Annotated in this window: 19 protein-coding genes; 15 read left to right on the forward strand and 4 right to left on the reverse strand. The window is 52.3% G+C overall.

What is annotated here, in order from left to right:
* Positions 1 to 8: 8 nt before the first annotated feature.
* The 10 genes from accD to hisP all read left to right on the forward strand — a co-directional run bounded on the left by accD (position 9) and on the right by hisP (position 9,367).
* Complete coding sequence (gene accD, locus H2P46_RS09060) at positions 9 to 920, forward strand: acetyl-CoA carboxylase, carboxyltransferase subunit beta (protein WP_193404776.1); 912 nt, start codon at positions 9 to 11, stop codon at positions 918 to 920.
* 96 nt (positions 921 to 1,016) lie between these two features.
* The gene (gene folC, locus H2P46_RS09065; RefSeq protein WP_193404777.1) at positions 1,017 to 2,288 is read left to right on the forward strand and encodes a bifunctional tetrahydrofolate synthase/dihydrofolate synthase; all 1,272 of its coding nucleotides are present in this window, start codon (positions 1,017 to 1,019) and stop codon (positions 2,286 to 2,288) included.
* The gene (gene dedD, locus H2P46_RS09070; RefSeq protein WP_193404778.1) at positions 2,278 to 2,973 is read left to right on the forward strand and encodes a cell division protein DedD; all 696 of its coding nucleotides are present in this window, start codon (positions 2,278 to 2,280) and stop codon (positions 2,971 to 2,973) included. The genes folC and dedD overlap by 11 nt, the downstream gene beginning before the upstream one ends.
* Positions 2,974 to 3,231: 258 nt before the next feature.
* Entirely contained in the window at positions 3,232 to 3,717 is a 486-nt protein-coding gene (gene cvpA / locus H2P46_RS09075) for a colicin V production protein (protein WP_193404779.1), read from the forward strand.
* Between the two features lie 37 nt (positions 3,718 to 3,754).
* Positions 3,755 to 5,272: an amidophosphoribosyltransferase gene (purF, locus tag H2P46_RS09080; RefSeq protein WP_193404780.1), complete on the forward strand. Its 1,518-nt coding sequence runs from the start codon at positions 3,755 to 3,757 to the stop codon at positions 5,270 to 5,272.
* A 103-nt stretch (positions 5,273 to 5,375) separates the two neighbouring features.
* Positions 5,376 to 5,951, forward strand: a complete 576-nt coding sequence (locus H2P46_RS09085) for a UbiX family flavin prenyltransferase (RefSeq protein WP_193404781.1) — start codon at positions 5,376 to 5,378, stop codon at positions 5,949 to 5,951.
* A gap of 253 nt (positions 5,952 to 6,204) precedes the next feature.
* Positions 6,205 to 6,987 (forward strand): lysine/arginine/ornithine ABC transporter substrate-binding protein ArgT, encoded by a 783-nt coding sequence (argT, locus tag H2P46_RS09090; protein ID WP_193404782.1) that lies wholly within the window; start codon positions 6,205 to 6,207, stop codon positions 6,985 to 6,987.
* A gap of 198 nt (positions 6,988 to 7,185) precedes the next feature.
* The gene (locus tag H2P46_RS09095) at positions 7,186 to 7,872 is read left to right on the forward strand and encodes a histidine ABC transporter permease HisQ (protein WP_193404783.1); all 687 of its coding nucleotides are present in this window, start codon (positions 7,186 to 7,188) and stop codon (positions 7,870 to 7,872) included.
* Entirely contained in the window at positions 7,869 to 8,585 is a 717-nt protein-coding gene (locus tag H2P46_RS09100) for an ABC transporter permease (protein WP_193404784.1), read from the forward strand. Before H2P46_RS09095 ends, H2P46_RS09100 begins: the two co-directional genes overlap by 4 nt.
* Before the next feature lie 8 nt (positions 8,586 to 8,593).
* Complete coding sequence (gene hisP / locus H2P46_RS09105) at positions 8,594 to 9,367, forward strand: histidine ABC transporter ATP-binding protein HisP (RefSeq protein WP_193404785.1); 774 nt, start codon at positions 8,594 to 8,596, stop codon at positions 9,365 to 9,367.
* 27 nt (positions 9,368 to 9,394) lie between these two features.
* Here hisP and H2P46_RS09110 read toward each other — a convergent pair whose 3' ends face one another.
* Entirely contained in the window at positions 9,395 to 10,345 is a 951-nt protein-coding gene (locus tag H2P46_RS09110; protein WP_193404786.1) for a sugar-binding transcriptional regulator, read from the reverse strand.
* A gap of 197 nt (positions 10,346 to 10,542) precedes the next feature.
* On the opposite strand from H2P46_RS09110, the gene dalD reads away from it, so the two are divergent.
* From dalD to H2P46_RS09125, 3 genes are read left to right on the forward strand one after another with little or no spacing between them, the layout of a single operon-like run.
* A complete protein-coding gene (gene dalD, locus H2P46_RS09115; RefSeq protein ID WP_193404999.1) occupies positions 10,543 to 11,934 on the forward strand; it encodes a D-arabinitol 4-dehydrogenase in 1,392 nt (463 codons plus the stop codon).
* 11 nt (positions 11,935 to 11,945) lie between these two features.
* Positions 11,946 to 13,412 carry a xylulokinase gene (gene xylB / locus H2P46_RS09120; RefSeq protein WP_193404787.1) on the forward strand — a complete coding sequence of 489 codons (1,467 nt, stop codon included), beginning with the start codon at positions 11,946 to 11,948 and terminating at the stop codon, positions 13,410 to 13,412.
* A gap of 34 nt (positions 13,413 to 13,446) precedes the next feature.
* Positions 13,447 to 14,721: an MFS transporter gene (locus H2P46_RS09125; RefSeq protein WP_193404788.1), complete on the forward strand. Its 1,275-nt coding sequence runs from the start codon at positions 13,447 to 13,449 to the stop codon at positions 14,719 to 14,721.
* 137 nt (positions 14,722 to 14,858) lie between these two features.
* Here H2P46_RS09125 and H2P46_RS09130 read toward each other — a convergent pair whose 3' ends face one another.
* Positions 14,859 to 15,758: a TIGR01777 family oxidoreductase gene (locus tag H2P46_RS09130; protein WP_193404789.1), complete on the reverse strand. Its 900-nt coding sequence runs from the start codon at positions 15,756 to 15,758 to the stop codon at positions 14,859 to 14,861.
* A gap of 274 nt (positions 15,759 to 16,032) precedes the next feature.
* Between H2P46_RS09130 and yfcF the strand changes: the two genes are divergently transcribed.
* Both yfcF and yfcD read left to right on the forward strand, forming a co-directional pair.
* A complete protein-coding gene (gene yfcF, locus H2P46_RS09135; RefSeq protein WP_193404790.1) occupies positions 16,033 to 16,674 on the forward strand; it encodes a glutathione transferase in 642 nt (213 codons plus the stop codon).
* 110 nt (positions 16,675 to 16,784) lie between these two features.
* On the forward strand, positions 16,785 to 17,300 hold the full coding sequence (yfcD, locus tag H2P46_RS09140; RefSeq protein ID WP_193404791.1) for an NUDIX hydrolase YfcD: 516 nt from the start codon (positions 16,785 to 16,787) through the stop codon (positions 17,298 to 17,300).
* Between the two features lie 194 nt (positions 17,301 to 17,494).
* Here yfcD and pta read toward each other — a convergent pair whose 3' ends face one another.
* Positions 17,495 to 19,639, reverse strand: coding sequence for a phosphate acetyltransferase (gene pta / locus H2P46_RS09145; RefSeq protein WP_193404792.1), 2,145 nt, complete (start codon positions 19,637 to 19,639; stop codon positions 17,495 to 17,497).
* Between the two features lie 70 nt (positions 19,640 to 19,709).
* On the reverse strand, positions 19,710 to 20,912 hold the full coding sequence (gene ackA, locus H2P46_RS09150; RefSeq protein ID WP_193404793.1) for an acetate kinase: 1,203 nt from the start codon (positions 20,910 to 20,912) through the stop codon (positions 19,710 to 19,712).
* Positions 20,913 to 21,219 lie beyond the last annotated feature (307 nt).

A 21,219-nucleotide genomic window follows, 5' to 3' on the forward strand; every position in this document is an offset into this window, starting at 1 on the left:
GGTCATCAATGAGCTGGATTGAACGCATTCTTAACAAAAGCAATATTACGCCTGCTAGCCGCGCCAGTATCCCGGAAGGGGTCTGGACTAAATGCGACAGCTGTGGTCAGGTACTTTATCGTGCCGAGCTGGAGCGTAACCTTGAGGTCTGCCCAAAGTGCGACCATCACATGCGCATGCATGCCCGCGAGCGTCTCGCAAGCCTACTTGATCAGGGTACACTGGTAGAGTTGGGAAGCGAGCTGGAACCAAAAGATTTACTGAAGTTCCGGGACTCGAAGAAGTACAAAGATCGTCTGGTCGCGGCCCAAAAAGCCACCGACGAGAAAGACGCATTGATCGTTATGAAAGGTCAGTTACACAGTATGCCAGTCGTGGCCGCAGCCCTTGAGTTTGCCTTCATGGGCGGTTCGATGGGATCTGTGGTTGGCGCGCGCTTTGTGCGTGCGGTTGAGCAGGCGCTGGAAGATAACTGTCCACTGATCTGCTTCTCTGCCAGCGGTGGTGCGCGTATGCAGGAGGCGCTGATGTCGCTGATGCAGATGGCTAAAACCAGCGCAGCGCTGGCAAAAATGCAGGAGCGCGGCTTGCCGTACATTTCCGTGCTGACCGACCCAACTATGGGCGGCGTTTCTGCCAGTTTTGCCATGTTAGGCGATCTCAACGTGGCAGAACCGAAAGCGCTGATTGGCTTCGCTGGTCCGCGTGTGATTGAGCAAACCGTACGCGAAAAATTGCCACCGGGCTTCCAGCGCAGCGAGTTTCTGATCGAGAAGGGCGCGATTGATATGATTATTCGCCGCCCGGAAATGCGTTATAAACTGGCAAGCCTGCTGGCAAAAATGATGAACCTGCCGGCACCGCTGCATGATGGTGAACAGTCTACATCGACGATTGAACCGGAAAGCAACGAGGCCTGACAGGAGATAGAATGGCGCGCTGGTCGCGCCTTTCACCAATGCACCGTATACCTTTAGCGCTGAATCAGCCGGGTATAAATTTGCAAAACGGGACATATGGATAATCTTCACCTTCCTCAAGCCACGTCGCCTTTGGCCACGTGGCTTTACTATCTTGAGCACCTTCATACTCAGGCTATTGAACTGGGGCTGGATCGTATTCGCCAGGTGGCGCAGCGTCTGGACCTGTTGAAACCTGCTCCTTTCGTTTTTACTGTTGCTGGCACGAATGGTAAAGGCACCACATGCCGTACGCTCGAAACGCTGCTTATAGCTGCCGGTTATCGTGTGGGCGTTTACAGCTCACCGCATCTGGTGCGTTACACCGAGCGCGTGCGCGTACAGGGCCAGGAATTGAGTGAAGCGCTCCACACCGCCAGTTTTGCTGAAATCGAAGCGGGACGCGGCGCGATCTCCCTCACTTACTTTGAATATGGCACGTTGTCAGCGCTGAAACTGTTCCAGCAGGCCCAGCTTGACGTTGTGATCCTGGAAGTTGGTCTCGGGGGACGTCTGGATGCCACCAATATTGTTGATGCGGATGTCGCAGTCGTGACCAGCATCGCACTGGATCATACCGACTGGCTGGGATCGGACCGCGAAAGTATCGGACGCGAAAAAGCTGGCGTGTTTCGTGCTGGTAAACCGGCGGTGGTGGGTGAACCTGATATGCTGCTCAGTATTGCTGCTGTAGCAGACGAAAAGGGCGCAAAACTGATGCAGCGCGATCGTGACTGGTCATATTGTCAGCAGGCGGAAAGCTGGTCTTTGCGCGATAGCCGGGGCGAGCTAAACGATCTGCCCTTGCCGCAGGTGCCCTTGCCGAACGCCGCCAGCGCGCTGGTAGCGCTGCGCGCTTCCGGTTTGAATGTCAGCGAAGCACATATTCGTGCTTACCTGCCGCTGGCTGTTTTGCCGGGGCGTTTTCAGACGGTAAGTGAATCGCCGCGAGTCATTCTGGATGTGGCGCACAATCCGCATGCCGCAACGTATCTGGCGTCGCGCCTGGCTGACGTGCCGCGAAAAGGTGCGGTGCATGCAGTGGTCGGCATGCTGCATGATAAAGATATTGCCGGCACTCTGGCAGTTTTAGCGCCACAGGTTGATCGCTGGTATTGCGCTCCGCTTGAGGGGCCGCGTGGCGCCACGGCAGAACAGCTTATAATGCATTTGCCGCCGCAGTCACAGGCTTTTAACGATGTGGAAAGCGCATGGCAGGCCGCTCGCCAGCAGGCTCAGCCGCAGGACATCGTACTGGTGTGTGGATCGTTTCATACCGTTGCGCAGGTCATGGAATCGATGGAAACGGAGAAAGGGTGTGGCAAGTAAGTTTCAAAACCGTTTAGTCGGTACTGTTATTTTGGTCGCGGTTGGCGTCATTGTGCTGCCGGGGCTATTGGATGGTAAAAAGAAGCACTATAAAGAGGAATTTGCCGCGATCCCGCTGGTACCAAAACCTGACGATCAACAGGACAGCGAAATGGTGCCGCCGGTTACCCAGTCGCTGCCTGCACAACCTCCGTCAGGAGCTAACGCTGCTGGTAACGACAGCAAAACCAATAGTGACGCTGAACACGGTAGCACCAGGCCAGGCGATAACAGTCAGCCGAGCGTGGTGACACCTCCGCCGGTTCATCAGCCCGCGCCATCACAGCCGGTTAGCCAGCCTAAGCCAAAGCCAGTGGAGCAACCACCGAAGCCAAAGCCGGTGGAACAGCCAAAACCGAAACCTGCTGAGCAACCGAAACCGGTTGAACAAAATACGCCAGCCGGACAGGCATATGTTGTGCAACTCGGCGCATTGAAGAACGCCAGCAAAGTTAATGAGATCGTCGCAAAACTGCGTTTGTCGGGCTACCGTGCCTTTACCGTGCCATCAGCGCCGGTGCAAGGGCAGATTACGCGTATTTATGTCGGTCCTGATGCGTCAAAAGCGAAGATGCAGGGTGCGATTTCAGAGCTAAAAGGTCTCTCCGGTTTAAGCGGCGTGGTAAAACCTTACAGCATACGCTGAGCGGTGTAACTGAGGCCATCCGTAACAAAAACGGGCGGCGTCTTTTCAATACCGCACTGAGGGTTAAAAGCAGAGAAACAGGGAAAAATAAATTATTTTCAAACGGTTAATCGCTTTAAAAAGTAGCAGGCGAGGGAGTGTTTTTTCATCGCCTTTTTTATTGAAACAGATTGGGAAAACCCCTACGCAAACGTTTTCTTTTTCTGTTAGAATGCGCCCCGAACTGGATGCAGGGGCGCGCTGGCGCTGGGAAAGTTCATGATCTGGATTGATTACGTCATTATTGCGGTAGTTGGTTTTTCGGCTCTGGTCAGCCTGGTTCGCGGGTTTATCCGGGAAGCCTTATCTCTCGTTACCTGGGGATGCGCGTTTTTTGTCGCCAGTCATTACTATCCCTTCCTTGCAGTCTGGTTTACAGGTTTTGACGACGAACTGGTTCGTAACGGTATCGCCATCGCGGTGCTGTTTGTGGCTACCCTGATTGTGGGAGCGATTGTGAACTATGTGATCGGCACGCTGGTGGAGAAAACTGGCTTGTCGGGAACCGACCGGGTGTTGGGAGTCTGTTTCGGGGCGTTGCGTGGTGTGCTAATCGTGGCCGCTATTCTCTTCTTCCTTGATACATTCACGGGATTTTCGAAAAGTCCCGACTGGCAACAGTCTCAACTCATTCCCCAGTTCAGTTATATAATCAGGTGGTTCTTTGATTACCTGAAAAGCACGTCGAGTTTTTTACCCCGGTGACACCACCGGGAGTGCGGCTTAATGAGGAAATGACAACATGTGCGGTATTGTCGGTATCACCGGTTTCATGCCGGTAAACCAGTCGATCTATGACGCGTTAACAGTGCTCCAGCACCGTGGGCAGGATGCCGCAGGCATCTGTACCATTGATGCGCTGAATTGCTTTCGCCTGCGTAAAGCCAACGGCCTTGTCAGCGAGGTTTTCGAAGCACGCCACATGCAGCGTTTGCAGGGTAATATGGGCATCGGCCACGCACGTTACCCAACGGCGGGCAGCTCCAGTGCCTCTGAGGCGCAGCCATTCTATGTAAACTCGCCGTACGGCATTACTCTGGCGCACAACGGTAATCTGACCAACGCCCATGAACTGCGGAAAAAGCTGTTCGATAAAGGCCGCCGTCACGTCAATACCACTTCAGATTCTGAGATCCTGCTGAATATTTTTGCTCAGGAGCTGGACCGTTTTCAGCATTACCCGCTGGAAGCTGAGAATATTTTTGCTGCCGTTGCGGCTGTGCACCAGCAGGTGCGGGGCGCGTATGCTGTGGTTTCGATGATTATCGGCCATGGAATGGTCGCTTTCCGCGATCCAAACGGTATTCGTCCGCTGGTGCTGGGCAAGCGGGTTATTGCCGATGGCCGCACCGAATATATGGTGGCCTCAGAAAGCGTCGCTCTGGACACGCTGGGTTTTGAATTTATCCGTGATGTTGCGCCAGGTGAAGCGGTGTACATTACCGAGCAAGGACAGCTTTCTACCCGTCAATGCGCTGAGAATCCCAAAAGTAACCCCTGTCTGTTCGAGTATGTTTACTTTGCCCGCCCGGATTCTTTCCTCGACAAAATTTCCGTCTACAGCGCGCGTGTTCGTATGGGTACCAAGCTGGGCGAAAAGATTGCGCGTGAATGGGAAGAGCTGGATATTGACGTAGTTATTCCTATCCCAGAGACGTCAACCGATATTGCCCTGGAAATCGCCCGTATTTTGGATAAGCCGTATCGCCAGGGGTTCGTAAAAAACCGTTACGTTGGCCGTACTTTTATCATGCCAGGCCAGCAGTTACGCCGCAGCGCGGTTCGCCGCAAGCTGAATGCTAACCGCGCTGAATTCCGTGACAAGAACGTACTGCTGGTTGATGACTCTATCGTGCGTGGCACCACTTCCGAGCAGATCATCGAGATGGCGCGTGAAGCTGGCGCAAAACGCGTTTACCTGGCATCAGCCGCACCGGAAATCCGTTTTCCAAACGTGTATGGCATTGATATGCCGAGCGCAACCGAGCTGATCGCCCATGGCCGTGAAGTCGATGAAATTTGTCAGCTGATTAAAGCGGATGCACTGATTTTTCAGGATCTGAACGATTTGATTGAAGCCGTGCGGGAAGAAAACCCGGATATTACGCAATTTGAGTGTTCGGTCTTTAATGGTATCTACGTTACGAAAGATGTTGATCAGCAATATCTGGAGTACCTCCAGTCGCTGCGTAATGATGATGCCAAAGCCCTGGCGCGTCAAAATGAAGTAGAAAATCTGGAGCTGCATAACGAAGGCTAACGGCTCACGTTAAGCAGAAAGAGGAGGCGGGAGAAATCTCGCCTTTTTTATTTATCCATCAAGTCCGTTATGATGGCGCATACCAAAACGGCAAGGCTGAACTATGAAAAGACTCATCATTGGCATTTCAGGTGCCAGCGGCGTGATTTATGGCGTTCGCATGTTGCAGGTTTTGCAGCCGGTGGACGGGGTGGAAACGCATCTGGTGATGAGTAATGCGGCCCGGCAAACCCTGGGGCTGGAAACCGATTACACTCTGCGTGAGGTGCAGGCACTGGCTGATGTGGTACATGATGTGCGCGATATTGCAGCCAGCATCTCTTCCGGATCGTTTAAAACGTTGGGCATGGTTATTCTGCCGTGCTCAATGAAAACGTTATCAGGCATTGTCCATAGTTATAGCGATTCATTGCTGACGCGAGCTGCTGATGTCGTACTGAAAGAGCAGCGTAAGCTGGTATTGTGCGTGCGTGAAACCCCGCTGCACATGGGACATTTGCGTATGATGACCACCGCCGCTGAGCTAGGCGCGATTATCATGCCACCGGTTCCGGCGTTTTATCATCGCCCCAGTCTCATTGGACAATTGGTTGATCAAACAGTTAATCGCGTTATTGATCAATTTGATATTGAGCTTCCTGAAGATCTGTTTACGCGCTGGCAAGATGCAGATCGCTAATTAACCGCACTATTTTGGTGCGATAGCGCGTCTGAGATCACTGTTCGTGCATTTGATGCACCAAAAGTTAACAACATCGCTTTTTCTCTATTACATCGCTGATATATTCCTCTCACAAACTTGCCGGGTTCGCCTGTGCAGCGTCACGCTAAACATGCGGATAACTTGCAGAACTGGCATGAAACATGCAAATTATTTTGCGCAAACACATCACGTAGTACATAACAAAAAGCACTTCACTTGAGGGTAAACTATGAAAAAGCGTGTTCTGGCTCTTTCTCTGATGCTGGGTCTGTCCAGCGCTGCCAGCGTATTCGCCGCGGTACCAGGTGCCATTCGTATTGGAACCGATCCAACTTACCCGCCGTTTGAATCGAAAAATGCGCAAGGACAGTTAGTGGGCTTCGACATCGATCTCGCTAACGAAATCTGTAAACGTATTCACACCAGGTGCACCTATGTTGAAAGCGATTTTGATGCGCTGATCCCTTCGCTAAAAGCGAAGAAAATTGATGCCATCATCTCTTCACTTTCCATCACAGCAAAACGCCAGGAAGAAATTGCTTTCTCGGAAAAACTCTACGCTGCGAATGCGCGTTTAGTCGCTCCGAAAGGCTCGAAAATTCAGCCAACCATTGAATCGCTGAAAGGCAAAAACATCGGGCTGCTGCAGGGCACCACCCAGGAAACTTATGCGAATGAATACTGGCGTTCAAAAGGCATAACCGTAACGCCGTATGCAAACCAGGATCTGGTTTATCAGGATCTGAATGCGGGACGTATTGATGCCGCGTTCCAGGATGAAGTACAGGCGAGCGAAGGTTTCCTGAAGCAGGCGGTTGGTAAAAACTACGCTTTTGCTGGACCGGCTGTTAAAGATGACAAAATTTTTGGCATCGGCACCGGTATGGGCCTGCGTAAAGATGATGCTGAGCTGAAAAAGGCCATCGACAATGCTTTTAATGAGATGCGCAAGGACGGCACGTACGATAAAATTGCTAAGAAGTATTTTGATTTCAATGTATACGGTGACTGAGTAAAACCTGTCGTCTTTACCCATCGTTCTTTACGCCACAGGGGCGTTGGCGGCGCTCTGCATTGTTGATCGCTTATCCGTTAAGGGATTGAGATGTGAGCCCGCCGCTTTTCTGGTGGCGCGAATGATCAGGGTAAAGCTGCCCGCGATACATCTGCGGACAGCGTTCGTTTTCACCCCCACGACAGGATCATTTTCATGCTGTATGGCTATTCTGACGTAATTCTTAGTGGCACGCTGGTCACGCTGGAGCTGGCGCTGAGTTCCGTGGTGTTCGCGGTAATTCTTGGCTTGCTTGGCGCAGGCGCTAAATTGTCGCGCAATCGACCCTTATCGATAATCGCTGAAGGCTACACCACACTGATTCGTGGCGTACCTGATCTCGTTCTTATGCTGTTGATCTTCTACGGTTTACAGATCGCCCTTAACCAACTTACCGATGCGCTTGGCCTGGATCAGTTTAATATCGATCCGATGGTGGCCGGTATCATCACTCTTGGTTTTATCTATGGCGCTTACTTTACCGAAATTTTTCGTGGTGCTTTTTTGGCCGTGCCAAAAGGGCAGATTGAAGCGGCCACCGCATTCGGTTTTACCGGTTCGCAGGTGTTTCGCCGCATTTTGTTCCCGGCGATGATGCGCTACGCGCTACCTGGCATTGGCAATAACTGGCAGGTAATTTTGAAAGCGACGGCCCTGGTATCGTTGCTCGGTCTGGAGGATGTGGTAAAAGCCACGCAGCTGGCGGGCAAAAGCACCTGGCAGCCTTTCTATTTTGCGATTGTCGCGGGAGTCATTTATTTAGTTTTTACCACCTTGTCGAACGGTGTGTTGTGGTGGCTGAATCGCCGCTACACGGTAGGGGTTAAAAGGGCGGAGTTATGATTGATATTATTCAGGAATACTGGAAAGCGCTGCTCTGGACCGATGGGTATCGCTTTACCGGGGTGGCCATTACGCTGTGGCTGCTGATCCTTTCCGTCGTGATCGGCGGTTGCCTGGCAATACTGCTTGCCATTGCGCGCGTCTCTCCTAACCGCTGGATAAGTACGCCGGTTTGGTTATTCACGTATGTTTTTCGGGGTACACCGCTTTATGTGCAGCTACTGGTATTTTATTCCGGTATGTACACGCTGGAGATTGTGAAAGGAACAGAATTGCTGAACGCGTTTTTCCGCAGCGGACTGAACTGTACGCTGCTGGCCTTCACCCTGAATACCTGTGCTTATACCACCGAAATCTTCGCCGGAGCGATTCGTTCGGTGCCGCACGGAGAAATAGAAGCCGCGCGGGCTTACGGCTTCTCTACCTTTAAACTTTATCGCTGCATTATTTTGCCTTCGGCGCTGCGCACGGCATTACCGGCATACAGTAACGAAGTAATCCTGATGCTGCACTCTACGGCGCTGGCATTTACTGCTACGGTCCCGGACCTGTTAAAGATCGCGCGTGACATTAATTCGGCGACCTACCAGCCGTTTACCGCGTTTGGCATTGCCGCTGTGCTCTATTTAATTATCTCTTATGTGTTGATCAGTCTGTTCCGTCTGGCAGAGCGACGCTGGCTGGCGCACGTGAAACCCTCTTCATCGCATTGAGTAAGACTATGGCTGAAAATAAATTAAGCGTCACCGAATTGCACAAACGTTACGGTGAACATGAAGTGCTGAAAGGGGTCTCGTTGCAAGCTGATGCTGGCGATGTGATCAGCATTATTGGCTCGTCCGGTTCAGGGAAAAGTACTTTCTTACGCTGTATTAATTTCCTCGAAAAACCGAGTGAAGGCGTCATTGTGGTTAACAATGAGCTGATTGCGCTGGTACGCGATACCGATGGCCAGCTGAAAGTCGCAAACAAGGAGCAACTGCGTTCGTTACGTACCCGCCTGACTATGGTGTTTCAGCACTTCAATTTGTGGAGTCACATGACGGTGCTGGAAAACGTCATGGAAGCGCCGATCCAGGTGCTTGGGTTGAGCAAAGTAGAAGCGCGTGAACGTGCCATCAAATATCTCGACAAAGTGGGAATTGATGAGCGTGCACGCGCCAAATATCCGGTGCATCTTTCTGGCGGACAGCAACAGCGTGTATCGATTGCGCGTGCGCTGGCAATGGAGCCGGAAGTTTTGTTATTTGACGAACCCACTTCCGCACTCGATCCAGAATTAGTCGGTGAAGTGCTGCGCATCATGCAAAAGCTGGCGGAAGAGGGAAAAACCATGGTGGTGGTGACGCACGAGATGGAGTTTGCACGCCACGTTTCCAGCCATGTTATCTTCCTGCATCAGGGCAAGATTGAAGAGCAGGGGCCGCCCGCTGAGCTGTTTGGCAATCCGAAAAGCCCGCGCCTGCAACAGTTCCTGAAAGGCTCACTGAAGTAAAGCGTTCCCGCGTCATAGGGCGCGGGACTATTGCTCTTTTAGCAACCGCATCGCGGTGGCTTCATCGGTGACTAACCCCGATACCCAACCTCCGCGCAGCGCGCCATGAATGGCTGAATATTTTCGTTCGCCACCCGCAAAACCAATGATATTACGCAAGGTCTGACTTTCCAGCGTCACACTGGTCAGCAGCTCATCAGTTTCGCCGTAAACCCGCTCGCCTTGCTGATTAAAAAAGTGTCCAAGCATTTCACCGACCACGCCGCGTGCATTCAGCGCCTTAACCTGTTGATCGGTAATAAACCCTTCGGCATTTAACGGGCAGCCGGCGCGAACTTCGCCAATGCCCACAAAGGCGACATCAGCATCTAAGGCACGCTGCGTGACGCGCTGATAAACCTGATGCTGGCACCACATCGCTTTATCTTCAGGGCTGTCGGCATACAGTGGGGCAGGAATGAAGAAATATTTACCCTGCATTTTTTCCGACATCTTTAGCGGGACATCGTAGCGTGTACCCGAATCATCACGCGCAATGGCCCCTATCATCGACACGCAATGATGTTGTGGGCGTTCAACCCACGGTAACGCATCAATCATCGAACGCAGCGTTTTACCTGAACCGATACCAAACACCTGCGGCGCGGTTTCGTTGATAAACTGTGACATTACCTCTGCACCTTCCACCGCCAGCATTTGCTGTATAGCTTCATCGTTCAGATTGGCAGACGGCACTACGCGGCACAGTTGCAGGTCAAATTTTATCTGTACTTCACGTGCTAAGCGCAGACAGTGCGTCACTGGATGATCGATTTTTACACTGACCATGCCCATTGCCTGAGCACTTGAAATCAGTCGCTGTGCCACCTGACGTGATAATCCCAGCGCTTTAGCAATTTCTTGCTGTGTTACGCCTGCCACGTAATACATCCAGGCCGCACGTGCCGCCAACTCTTGTTTTCTCTCTTCCTTATTCATTGCGGCATCCCCTATTGAGTAAAACGCCATTCTATCCCCGAAAACGATCAAATCACTAATTGGGCAAAAGTCTTTAAGATGGGCAATTGCTTTAATTATGACTCGCCTCGCAGATTATCCCCCTGCGTCACGTCTAACATAGCGCTAATCGGGCAAATGCCCCACTAACAGACAAATGTTTAATAGCGAGGCTCATGATGACCAAATCAGTGTGGATGCATATCGGCGCAGGTTCATTTCATCGCGCCCATCAGGCGTGGTATCTACACAAGCTGCTTGAGCAGGGCGACGACCGCTGGAGTATTGCGTTGGGGAACGTGCGCAACGATGCCACGCCATTACTCAATCATTTAGCCGCGCAAAATGGTGAATACACGCTGGAAACGGTGACGCCAGAGGGTGAGCGGGCCTATGAGATCATCACCTCGATTCGCAAAGTTTTGCCGTGGGACGACAACATTAGCGCCTTAGTGCAGCAGGGTGCGGATGAACAGACCCGCGTTATCGCCTTCACCGTGACCGAAGCGGGTTATTATCTGACGCCGGAATATGAGCTGGATTTACAGCAGAGCGACATCAAAGCCGATCTCAACGGGGAATTGCGGTCTATCTATGGCGCCTTAACGCGCATCCTTAAACAGCGTGTCGCCAACGGTGGCGCACCGGTAACGCTGCTTAATTGCGATAACCTGCGTCATAACGGCGAGCGTTTCCGTCACGGCTTTTTGGCTTTTCTCGCCGCGAAAGGGGAAAGCGCATTAGCTGACTGGGTGCGTGAAAATACTACATCGCCAAACACCATGGTTGACCGCATCACGCCGCGCCCAACGCCGGATGTTGCTGAGCGGGTAAAAGCGGCGACTGGCAAAGATGATGCTGTGCCGGTGATGGCCGAATCGTTTATTCAGTGGGTGATTGAGGATGATTTTATTGCCGGTCGGCCAGCGTTAGAAAAGGTTGGCGTTGAGTTAGTCGCCTCAGTGCTGCCGTGGGAAGAAGCAAAAATTCGCATCCTTAACGCGACGCACAGCGGCATTGCCTGGGCGGGCACGTTAATCGGCCTTAACTATATTGACGAAAGCACGCGCCAGAAAACTATTCACCAGCTGGCGTGGGAATATGTTTCAAAGGATGTGATTCCTTCTCTGTCGCCGAGCCCGCTCGACCTCGCTGAATACCGCGACGTTGTGCTGGCCCGCTTTAGCAATCCGTGGATCAAAGATACCAATCAGCGCGTAGCCGCCGATGGCATGTCGAAAATTCCAGGCATGGTGACGCCAACCTTGCGCGAATGCTATCAGCGCGGTGAAACCCCTGCTGCCAGCGCCGTATTACCCGCCTTATTTTTCCTGTTTTTACAGCGCTGGGTGCAGGGCGAATTACCTTACGAATATCAGGATGGCGTAATACGACCCGATGCAATCCGCCAGCTATTTACGGATACCGATCCGTTAAGCGCCTTTTTACGTGATGAAACGCTGTTTGGCGATCTCACACGTTCAACCGAATTTCATGCTCTGATGGCGCGCACGGTAGTAGGGCTGGAAAAGTGGCTGGTACAGCCTGAACAGTCGCTGGTCGCGGTATAAGGAGAAGCGTGATGTACCTCGGTATTGATATTGGTACTTCCGAGCTTAAAGCGCTCATCATCAACGAGCAGGGCGAGATCGTGGCGTCTGACCATGCCATCTTGCAGGTGCAGCGTCCCCATCCGCACTGGGCAGAGCAGGACCCCAACACGTGGTGGCTGGCCTGCAATCAGGTGGTGGCAAATTTACGTCAGCAGGCACCGGATGCCTGGTCTGCCATTAAGGCGATTGGCTTATCCGGGCAGATGCATGGCGCGGTATTGCTGAATGAGCAAGGCGAAGTGCTGCGTCCCTGCATTCTGTGGAATGACACGCGCAGCGCAGCGGAATGTGACTGGCTGCAAACACACCATCCCGAAATGATGCGCATCAGCGCCAATATGATCATGCCAGGCTTTACCGCGCCGAAATTGCGCTGGGTTGCACAGCATGAGCCTGAAATTTTTCAGCGTATTGCCAAAGTGCTGTTACCAAAAGATTACCTGCGCTGGCGGCTGAGTGGTCGCTACGTCAGCGAACCGTCAGATGCTGCGGGAACGCTCTGGCTGGATGTGGCGCAGCGTGACTGGTCAGAAACGTTATTAGCTGCCACGGGGTTAAGCCGTGCGCAGATGCCGGAGTTGGTGGAAGGGAGCACCATCAGCGCGACCATTCTGCCGCAACTTGCCAGCGAATGGGGGCTTTCCTCTGCGGTGATTATTGCGGGCGGCGGCGGTGATAACGCCACTTCAGCGGTCGGTGTCGGAGCGGTAGCTCCTGGCGATGCATTTATTTCACTCGGCACTTCCGGCGTGATTTTTGTGGTAAACGATCGCTTACAGGCCGATCCACAATCCGGCGTACACGCTTTTTGCCACGCTTTGCCGGGCCGCTGGCATCAAATGAGCGTCATGCTCAGCGCCGCCAGCTGTTTACGCTGGTTGTGCAACCTGTTGTCTGTCACCGAAAGTCAGCTAATGGATGAGATGGCGCAGCTTTCAGATGAGCAAAAGCAGCAGGCGCCCATTTTTCTGCCTTATCTGTCTGGCGAGCGCACGCCGCATAACGATCCGCATGCTTCCGGTTCGTTCTTCTGTTTACGCCATGAAACCCAACGCGCCGTGCTCGGTTATGCGGTGATAGAAGGCGTGGCGTTTGGTCTGGCGGACGGACTGGCGGTGCTGGGCGATGCGCGTCAGCAGATCCGTCAATGCAGCCTGACCGGCGGCGGCGCACGTAGCACGCTGTGGGCGCAATTAATCGCCGATGTGCTGGCGCTGCCAATTGTTACGCACCCTGCCAGTGCATCTGGCGCGTTAGGCGCTGCACGCCTCGCCTGGCTGGCTGATGGCGGCCAGGAAGCGGAAGTGTGCCTTAAACCGCCGGTGCAGGCGCATTATCAACCCGATCTGTCGCGGAGTAAGGTGTTGCAACAACGTCTGACGCTTTTCCGTGCGCTTTACGCCCAACAACAGCAGGCCCGTAAGCTGCTGCCCTGATTAACGCTGTGACCTAACAGAAAGGATCATCGTGATGCAATCGAAAGAATACTGGTTTGGCTTGCCCAGACATCTGCTCTGGGGTTTTATCGCTATCGCCATTTTTATGGCAGGTGATGGTTTCGAGATGGCTTTTCTGTCACGCCATATTACCGATATGGGCTTTTCACCCGCGCAGTCGGCGGTCGTGTTTACCTTTTATGGCTTAGCGGCAGCGCTGGCGGCCTGGGCATCTGGGGTAGTAGCGGAACTGATCACGCCACAACGCGCAATGCTCATTGGTTTTGTGCTGTGGATTGTCATGCATGCGCTGTTTATGAGTCTGGGCCTTGGCATGCGCAATTATCCGCTGATGGTGCTGTTTTATGGGATTCGCGGGCTGGCTTATCCGTTATTTATTTACTCGTTCATGATGATGTTAGTGCAGGTGCTTCCGCGTGAGCGTCTGGCGGCGGCGACGGGCTGGTTTTGGGCGATGTATTCAGTAGGCATTGGCGTAGTTGGCAGCTATTTACCGAGCCTGATTATCCCGTCAATTGGCGAGACTGGCACCTTATGGCTGGCAATTGGTTGGGTGGCATGTGGCGGTATTCTGGCTATTTTCAGCCTGCGTAACGTGCCGGTTGATCGTTCGAGAGTGAACTTGCCTCTGCGCGAAAAGATGACCGAGATGTCGCGTGCTGTGACCATTCTGTTTACTAATCAGCACGTTTTCTATGCCTGTCTGATTCGCATTATTAACACGTTATCGCTGTTTGGTTTTGCCATCATTATGCCGCTGCTGTTTGTGGACCGCCTGGGCTTTACCATTTCGGAATGGTTGCAAATCTGGGCAGTGTTCTTTTTCGTCACCATTTTCACCAATATTTTTTGGGGCATTATGGGTGAGCATATTGGTTGGATCCGTCAGGTGCGCTGGTTTGGATGCCTGGGCATGGCGCTTTCCAGCCTGGCGTTTTATTACCTGCCCGTCTATGCCGGACATAATTTCTGGGTAGCGTTAATCCCGGCGGTGATGTTAGGTATTTTCGTTGCGGCCTTTGTGCCAATGACGGCTGTTTTTCCGACTCTGGAACCGCATCACAAAGGCGCGGCGGTATCGATTTACAACCTGTCGGCGGGAATGAGCAACTTTGTCGCACCTGCTATCGCTTCGGTGTTGTTACCGTTCTTCGATATTGTCGGCGTGGTATGGGCATATACCTTGCTGTATGTCTTTGCCGGCGTGCTGACTTTTATTATTAAAGTGCCGCAGCCGAATCAGGGGGAGCTGCGCGAAACGGCAAAATCGCCAGTGACATCGCAATAACGAGACTGGGGAGCGAGCGGCTCCCCGTTTCTTACCGTCACCTGCCTTCGTAAACCGATTTCACTGATTATTTTGGTTGCCTCATTAAGCGGTGAGCCAGAAAGTCGCCTGATATGCAGCCATCCGCATGTAGCGCTCTACGCATTTACGACATCTTGTAGTGCCTCCTGCAGATCAAACCAGCGGAAACCAAATCCCGACGCTTCCAGCCTTTTCGGCAACACATGCTGTCCACCCAGCACTAACGCTGATGATTCGCCCATCATCAGTTTAATCGCGCTGGCGGGCGTGCGCATAAAGGCCGGACGCTGCATCACATGGCCGAGCGTAGCGGCAAATTGTTCATTGCGCACCGCATAAGGCGCCACCATATTGAACGGGCCGCGCAAATCCTTATTATCCAGCAGCCAAAGAATGCCATTGACCATGTCATCAATGTGGATCCACGGCATATACTGCTTGCCGCTGCCAATTGGCCCACCAATTCCCAGCTTAAACGGCAGCTTCATTTTACTGAGCGCGCCACCGTCTTTAGCCAATACCACACCGGTGCGGAGCAGACAGACACGGGTGCGATCGCTCTGCGCACTAAGCGCCAGCTGTTCCCAGCGCGCGCACAGGGTGTGTTGAAACTCATCATGACCCGGATCGTCCTCCGTCAATACCAGCTCCCCGGTATTACCATAAAAGCCGGTGGCTGAGCCAGAAATCAAAACGTTCGGGGGAGTAGCGGTGGCGTTAATCAGCGACGCGATGCGTTCAGTTAGCTGCCAACGGCTTTCGCACAGTTGCTGTTTGTGTACTTCGGTCCAGCGCTTGTCTGCGATGGGCTCACCCGCCAGGTTGATCACGGCATCAATACCGTTCAGGTTCTGTTGTTGCGCCAGCCCGGACCAAAAGGCGATACCGTCTCCCAGTTTTTCACGCGCATTCACAACATCACGCGTAACCACGCTGATTTGATGTCCAGTCTGCTGCAGACGAGGAATCAGATGGCGGCCAATTAATCCTGTGCCACCGGTAATCAAAATGTGCATGTTGTGACTCCTTATGACCCGTTAGCCTTCGAGCTGCCGCCGCCCAGGCTGTTTTTTACCTGGTAAACGCCTGAAAGATTATCGGCTTGCCGCAACCCGACATTCAGGGTGTGTGTTTTTCTGCTTTATTCAGCATAGAAGAGTAGCGTCAGAGCGGTGTGTGGCGTTTCGAGGTTTAGCGTGCAACGGGCAAACATCGGACCAGCAGAGCGTTGCCTTTGTAAATAAAAATCGGTAAACATGATGCAACCCTGATAGCCAATTGAGGTAGCAGATGAATTATCCGTCCATTACCCTGTGGTCTGATTCATCATTTTTTAGTCCTTACGCCATGTCGGTTTACGTTGCGCTAACGGAAAAAGGCATTCCTTTCAGTCTGAAACGCATCGATTTATCTCAGAATCAGCAATTCGCAGCGGATTACCGCGAGCTGTCATTAACCTGTCGCGTGCCCGCATTGCAGGTAGATGATCTGGTATTGTGTGAATCTTCTGCCATCAGTGAATATCTTGAAGAGCGTTTTCCTGCGCCTGAATTTGAGCGCCTGTATCCTCGTAATCTGGAGAAACGCGCCAGGGCACGTGAAATCCAGGCCTGGCTGCGTAGCGATTTTATGCCGATTCGTCAGGAGCGCCCGACCGAAGTATTGTTTGCAGCTGAACGTTTTGCTCCGCTGACAACGAAAGCGCAACAGGCAGCAGAAAAATTGATTGATGCCTGCCAGCGTTTGTTGCCAGAAGGACAGCAAAATCTGTTTGGAGAGTGGTCAATTGCGGATACCGATTTGGCTGTGATGTTAAATCGACTGGTATTGCATGGCGATACTCTGCCAGTAAAGCTTCAGCATTACGCTGAATTTCAATGGCAACGCGCCTCGGTACAGCTGTGGTTGGCTGAAAGCGGTAAAAATCGATAAAGATCGAGACTTGCTCCCGCTCACGGAAGTGATTACCTTACGCCACACGATGTCATTACGCGGCAAAACAGCGCATGCACCCAGGCATGCTAAACAGGAAAGGGTTACGGATGGTGGATCAAAAAGGCGACGACATTGAGTGGGTCGACATCGTTAACGAAGAAAACGAGGTCGTAGCACAGGCCACGCGGGCACAAATGCGTGCGCAATGCCTGCGTCATCGTGCCACCTACATCGTGGTACACGATGGCATGGGTAAAATTCTGGTTCAGCGTCGCACCGAGATTAAGGATTTCATGCCAGGCATGCTGGATGCGACAGCAGGCGGCGTGGTGCAGAGCGGCGAAGATCTGCTGGAATCAGCACGTCGTGAAGCGGAAGAGGAGCTGGGGATTGCCGCTGTGCCATTCGCGGAACATGGCAAATTCTATTTTGAAGATGAACATTGCCGCGTTTGGGGAAGTTTGTTCAGCTGTGTATCCCACGGCCCGTTTGCCATGCAGGAAGCCGAAGTTGACGAGATTTTCTGGATGACGGCAGATGAAATCACCGCGCGCTGTGATGAGTTTACCGACGATTCATTAAAGGCTTTGTCGCTGTGGATGAGTCGCAACGGCGAAAAATAGCACTGAACCGTTGGCAATAAGGCACGGCCTCGAAGTGCGAAGCGGCCGACAGAAAAATCACTGCTCTCACCGAAACGGACATCTGACCGGAAAGAGGGCAGTGACACCGGCCTGTCCTGTCCCCCGGAGCCTGAAAGGTGACGGGATAAAACAAGGGTATGCGTTACCGCATACCCTTGTGATTACCGATGAAATTAACCTTCAGCCTGCTGAGACTGGATCGCGGTTAACGCAATGGTGTAGACGATGTCATCTACCAATGCGCCGCGTGACAAATCGTTGACCGGCTTGCGCATACCTTGCAACATGGGTCCGATGGAGATCAGATCGGCTGAACGTTGAACCGCTTTATAAGTGGTGTTGCCCGTATTGAGATCCGGGAAAATAAATACCGTAGCGCGACCCGCCACCGCAGAGTTTGGCGCTTTAGATTTCGCCACATCTTCCATAATTGCCGCGTCATACTGCAAGGGACCATCAATCACCAAATCAGGGCGTTTTTCCTGCGCGATACGCGTGGCTTCATGCACTTTTTCAACATCGCTACCGACACCCGAGGTACCGGTTGAGTAAGAGATCATGGCTACGCGCGGATCGATACCAAATGCCTGGGCAGAATCAGCGGACTGAATCGCAATCTCTGCCAGCTGTTCAGCGGTTGGATCCGGGTTAATGGCGCAGTCACCATAAACCAGAACTTGCTCCGGCAGCAGCATAAAAAACACAGAGGAGACCAGTGAACTGTTCGGTGCGGTTTTGATCAGCTGCAACGGTGGACGAATGGTATTGGCGGTAGTATGAACCGCACCGGAGACCAGCCCGTCGACTTCGCCGCTTTCCAGCATCATCGTGCCAAGCACCACGTTATCTTCCAGCTGTTCCTGGGCAACCACTTCGGTCATGCCTTTGTTCTTACGCAGCTCAACCAGGCGCGGAACATAGTTTTCACGCACAACGGTCGGATCGATAATTTCAATACCTTTGCCCAGCTCTACGCCTTGCGCCGCCGCAACGCGTTGAATCTCGTCTGGATTACCCAACAGCACACAGGTAGCAATGCCGCGCTCGGCGCAAACTGACGCTGCTTTAACGGTGCGCGGCTCGTCACCCTCTGGCAAGACGATACGTTTACCGGCATTGCGCGCCAGCTCGGTCAGCTGATAACGGAACGCGGGTGGCGACAGACGGCGGCTACGTTCGGAGGTGGCGGTCAGTGATTCAACCCAGTCAGCATTGATAAAGCTGGCTACATACTCCTGCACTTTTTCAATACGCTGGGTATCGTCGGCAGGCACTTCCAGATTGAAACTTTGCAGACTAAGCGAGGTTTGCCAGGTATTGGTTTTTACCATGAAGATGGGCAGGCCCGTCTGGAAAGCACGCTCGCAAAGCTTAGCGATGCGCGGATCGATTTCATAGTTACCGGTCAACAGAATGGCACCAATTTCCACGCCATTCATCGCAGCCAGGCAAGCGGCAACCAGCACATCCGGGCGATCGGCTGATGTTACCAGCAGCGAACCGGGGCGGAAATGTTCCAGCATATGTGGCAGGCTACGTGCGCAAAATGTCACTGACTTAACCCGGCGCGTCTGAATATCCCCTTCGTTGATAATACGTGCATTCAGATGGCGACACATATCGATTGCACGTGTCGCTATCAGTTCGAAGCTCCACGGTATACAACCTAGCACCGGCAGCGGACTGTCGGAAAACAGCTGGTTAGGATCGATATTCGCAATACTGGCTTTTGAGGAATCATCAAAAATTTCGGAGAGATCGGGGCGGGTGCGGCCTTGTTCATCAACCGGTGCATTAAGTTTATTAATGATAACGCCGGTAATGTTTTTATTCTTTCTGCCACCGAAGCTGCTTTGGGTTAATTCAATACGCTCTTTTAGCTGCTCGGTAGAATCATTACCCAGCGCCATCACAAAGACAATTTCCGCATTCAGCGTTTTGGCAATTTCATAGTTAAGCGCGGTCGCAAACTGATGTTTACGCGTCGGTACTAAGCCTTCAACTAATACCACTTCAGCATCCTGCGAGCTGGCGTGATAGCGCGCAATAATTTCTTCCATTAATACGTCTTGCTGATTAGCGCCGAGCAGGGATTCGACGCGTGTCATCTGCAAGGGTTCTGCGGCAGGAATGGACGAGTTTTTGCGGATGATGGTGGTGGTTTGATCGGGCGTATCACCGCCGGTGCGTGGCTGTGCAATGGGTTTGAATACGCTGAGGCGAAGGCCTTTGCGCTCCATCGCACGAATAACGCCGAGGCTGACGCTGGTCAGGCCGACGCTGGTGCCGGTCGGAATGAGCATAATTGTACGTGACACGTTTGAACCTCTCTGGTGTTGCGGGGTGTCAAAAACCACGCCGTCAGCCTGCGCTGACGGAGAAAAAGGATTAAGCGGTCAGACGCGCGGCGTCCTGGGCGATAACTAACTCTTCGTTGGTTGGGATCACCAGCGCTGGGCGAGTACCTTCTTTATTAATGTAACCTGACTGACCGAAACGCGCCGCCAGATTGCGTTCGTGATCGATGTCAAAGCCCAATAGTCCCAGCTTTTTCAGCGTCAGTTCGCGTACCATCGCCGCATTCTCACCGATACCACCGGTGAACACGACGGCATCCAGGCGGCCTTCCATCAGCGCGGTATAGCTGCCGATGTATTTGGCCAGACGATGACAGAACACGTCCATTGCGCGTTTGGCATCTTCTTTGGTTTCATAATTATCTTCAACGTAGCGGCAATCGCTGGTGATTTCTGTCAGGCCAAGCAGTCCCGACTCTTTGGTCAGCAGCTTATTGATGGCGTCAACGCTCATTCCCAGCGTGTCGTGCAGGAAGAAGATAATCGCGGGATCAATATCGCCACTGCGTGTACCCATCACCAGACCCTCAAGCGGCGTCAGGCCCATTGAAGTATCAACGCATACGCCATTACGGATGGCAGACACAGAACCGCCGTTGCCTAAATGGCAGGTAATAATATTTAGCTCTTCAAGGGGCTTGTTGAGCATTTTGGCCGCTTCGTGAGTGACATAGAAGTGGCTGGTGCCATGGGCGCCGTAGCGACGTACGCCATGTTCTTTGTAAAGTCTGTACGGTAGCGCATACAGATATGACTCTTCAGGCATAGTCTGATGGAAAGCCGTGTCAAATACCGCGACATTCTTATCAGACAGATGCGGAAAGTTTTTCATTGCCTCGTCAATACCGATAAGGTGCGCGGGATTGTGCAGCGGGGCAAAGGAAGAGGCATCTTTAATGCTCTGAATAACGTCTTCAGTGATAATCACCGACTGAGTCAGTTTTTCACCACCATGAACAATACGGTGGCCGATTGCAGCGATTTGTACCGAAAGCTCTGGTTTTTGTGCCAGAATAGTTTTAACAATGAAGTTGAGTGCTTCGCTATGCGCAGCGCCAGCGCCTAAAGGCGCTTCCTGTTTCTGACCATCCAGCTTCCATTTAATACGTGCTTCAGGTAAGTGGAAACATTCTGCAAGCCCGGAGAGGAATTCGTCACCGCTGGCAGGATTCAGGATGGCAAACTTTAGGGATGAGCTGCCGCAGTTCAGAACCAGTACTAACTTACTCGACATGGAAGTACCTATTGGTTAAAGGTGGCTAAAAAAACGCAATCAGACTAACAGGGTAGCCCATGAAAGCTGGTAAATTAATGACAAGCATCATGTGCCAGTCAAAACGATGATTTTATGCAAAGGTTTTTAGTAATTTTACGCAAAAATTTGAATTTCTCTGGCTAAAACATGCCCTGGCTCATTGCCGAAGGCACGCATCGCTGCTTTAACAGGGTTAAAACGACGCCAGAATAGCTGGGGTCACCTTTAAAGACAAAAGTTTTTGAAGAATGTCACGTAAAGTTGTGTAGTTATAACTATCTTTTAA

This window comes from Mixta mediterraneensis, assembly GCF_014946725.1.
Classification (GTDB): Bacteria; Pseudomonadota; Gammaproteobacteria; order Enterobacterales; family Enterobacteriaceae; genus Pantoea; species Pantoea mediterraneensis.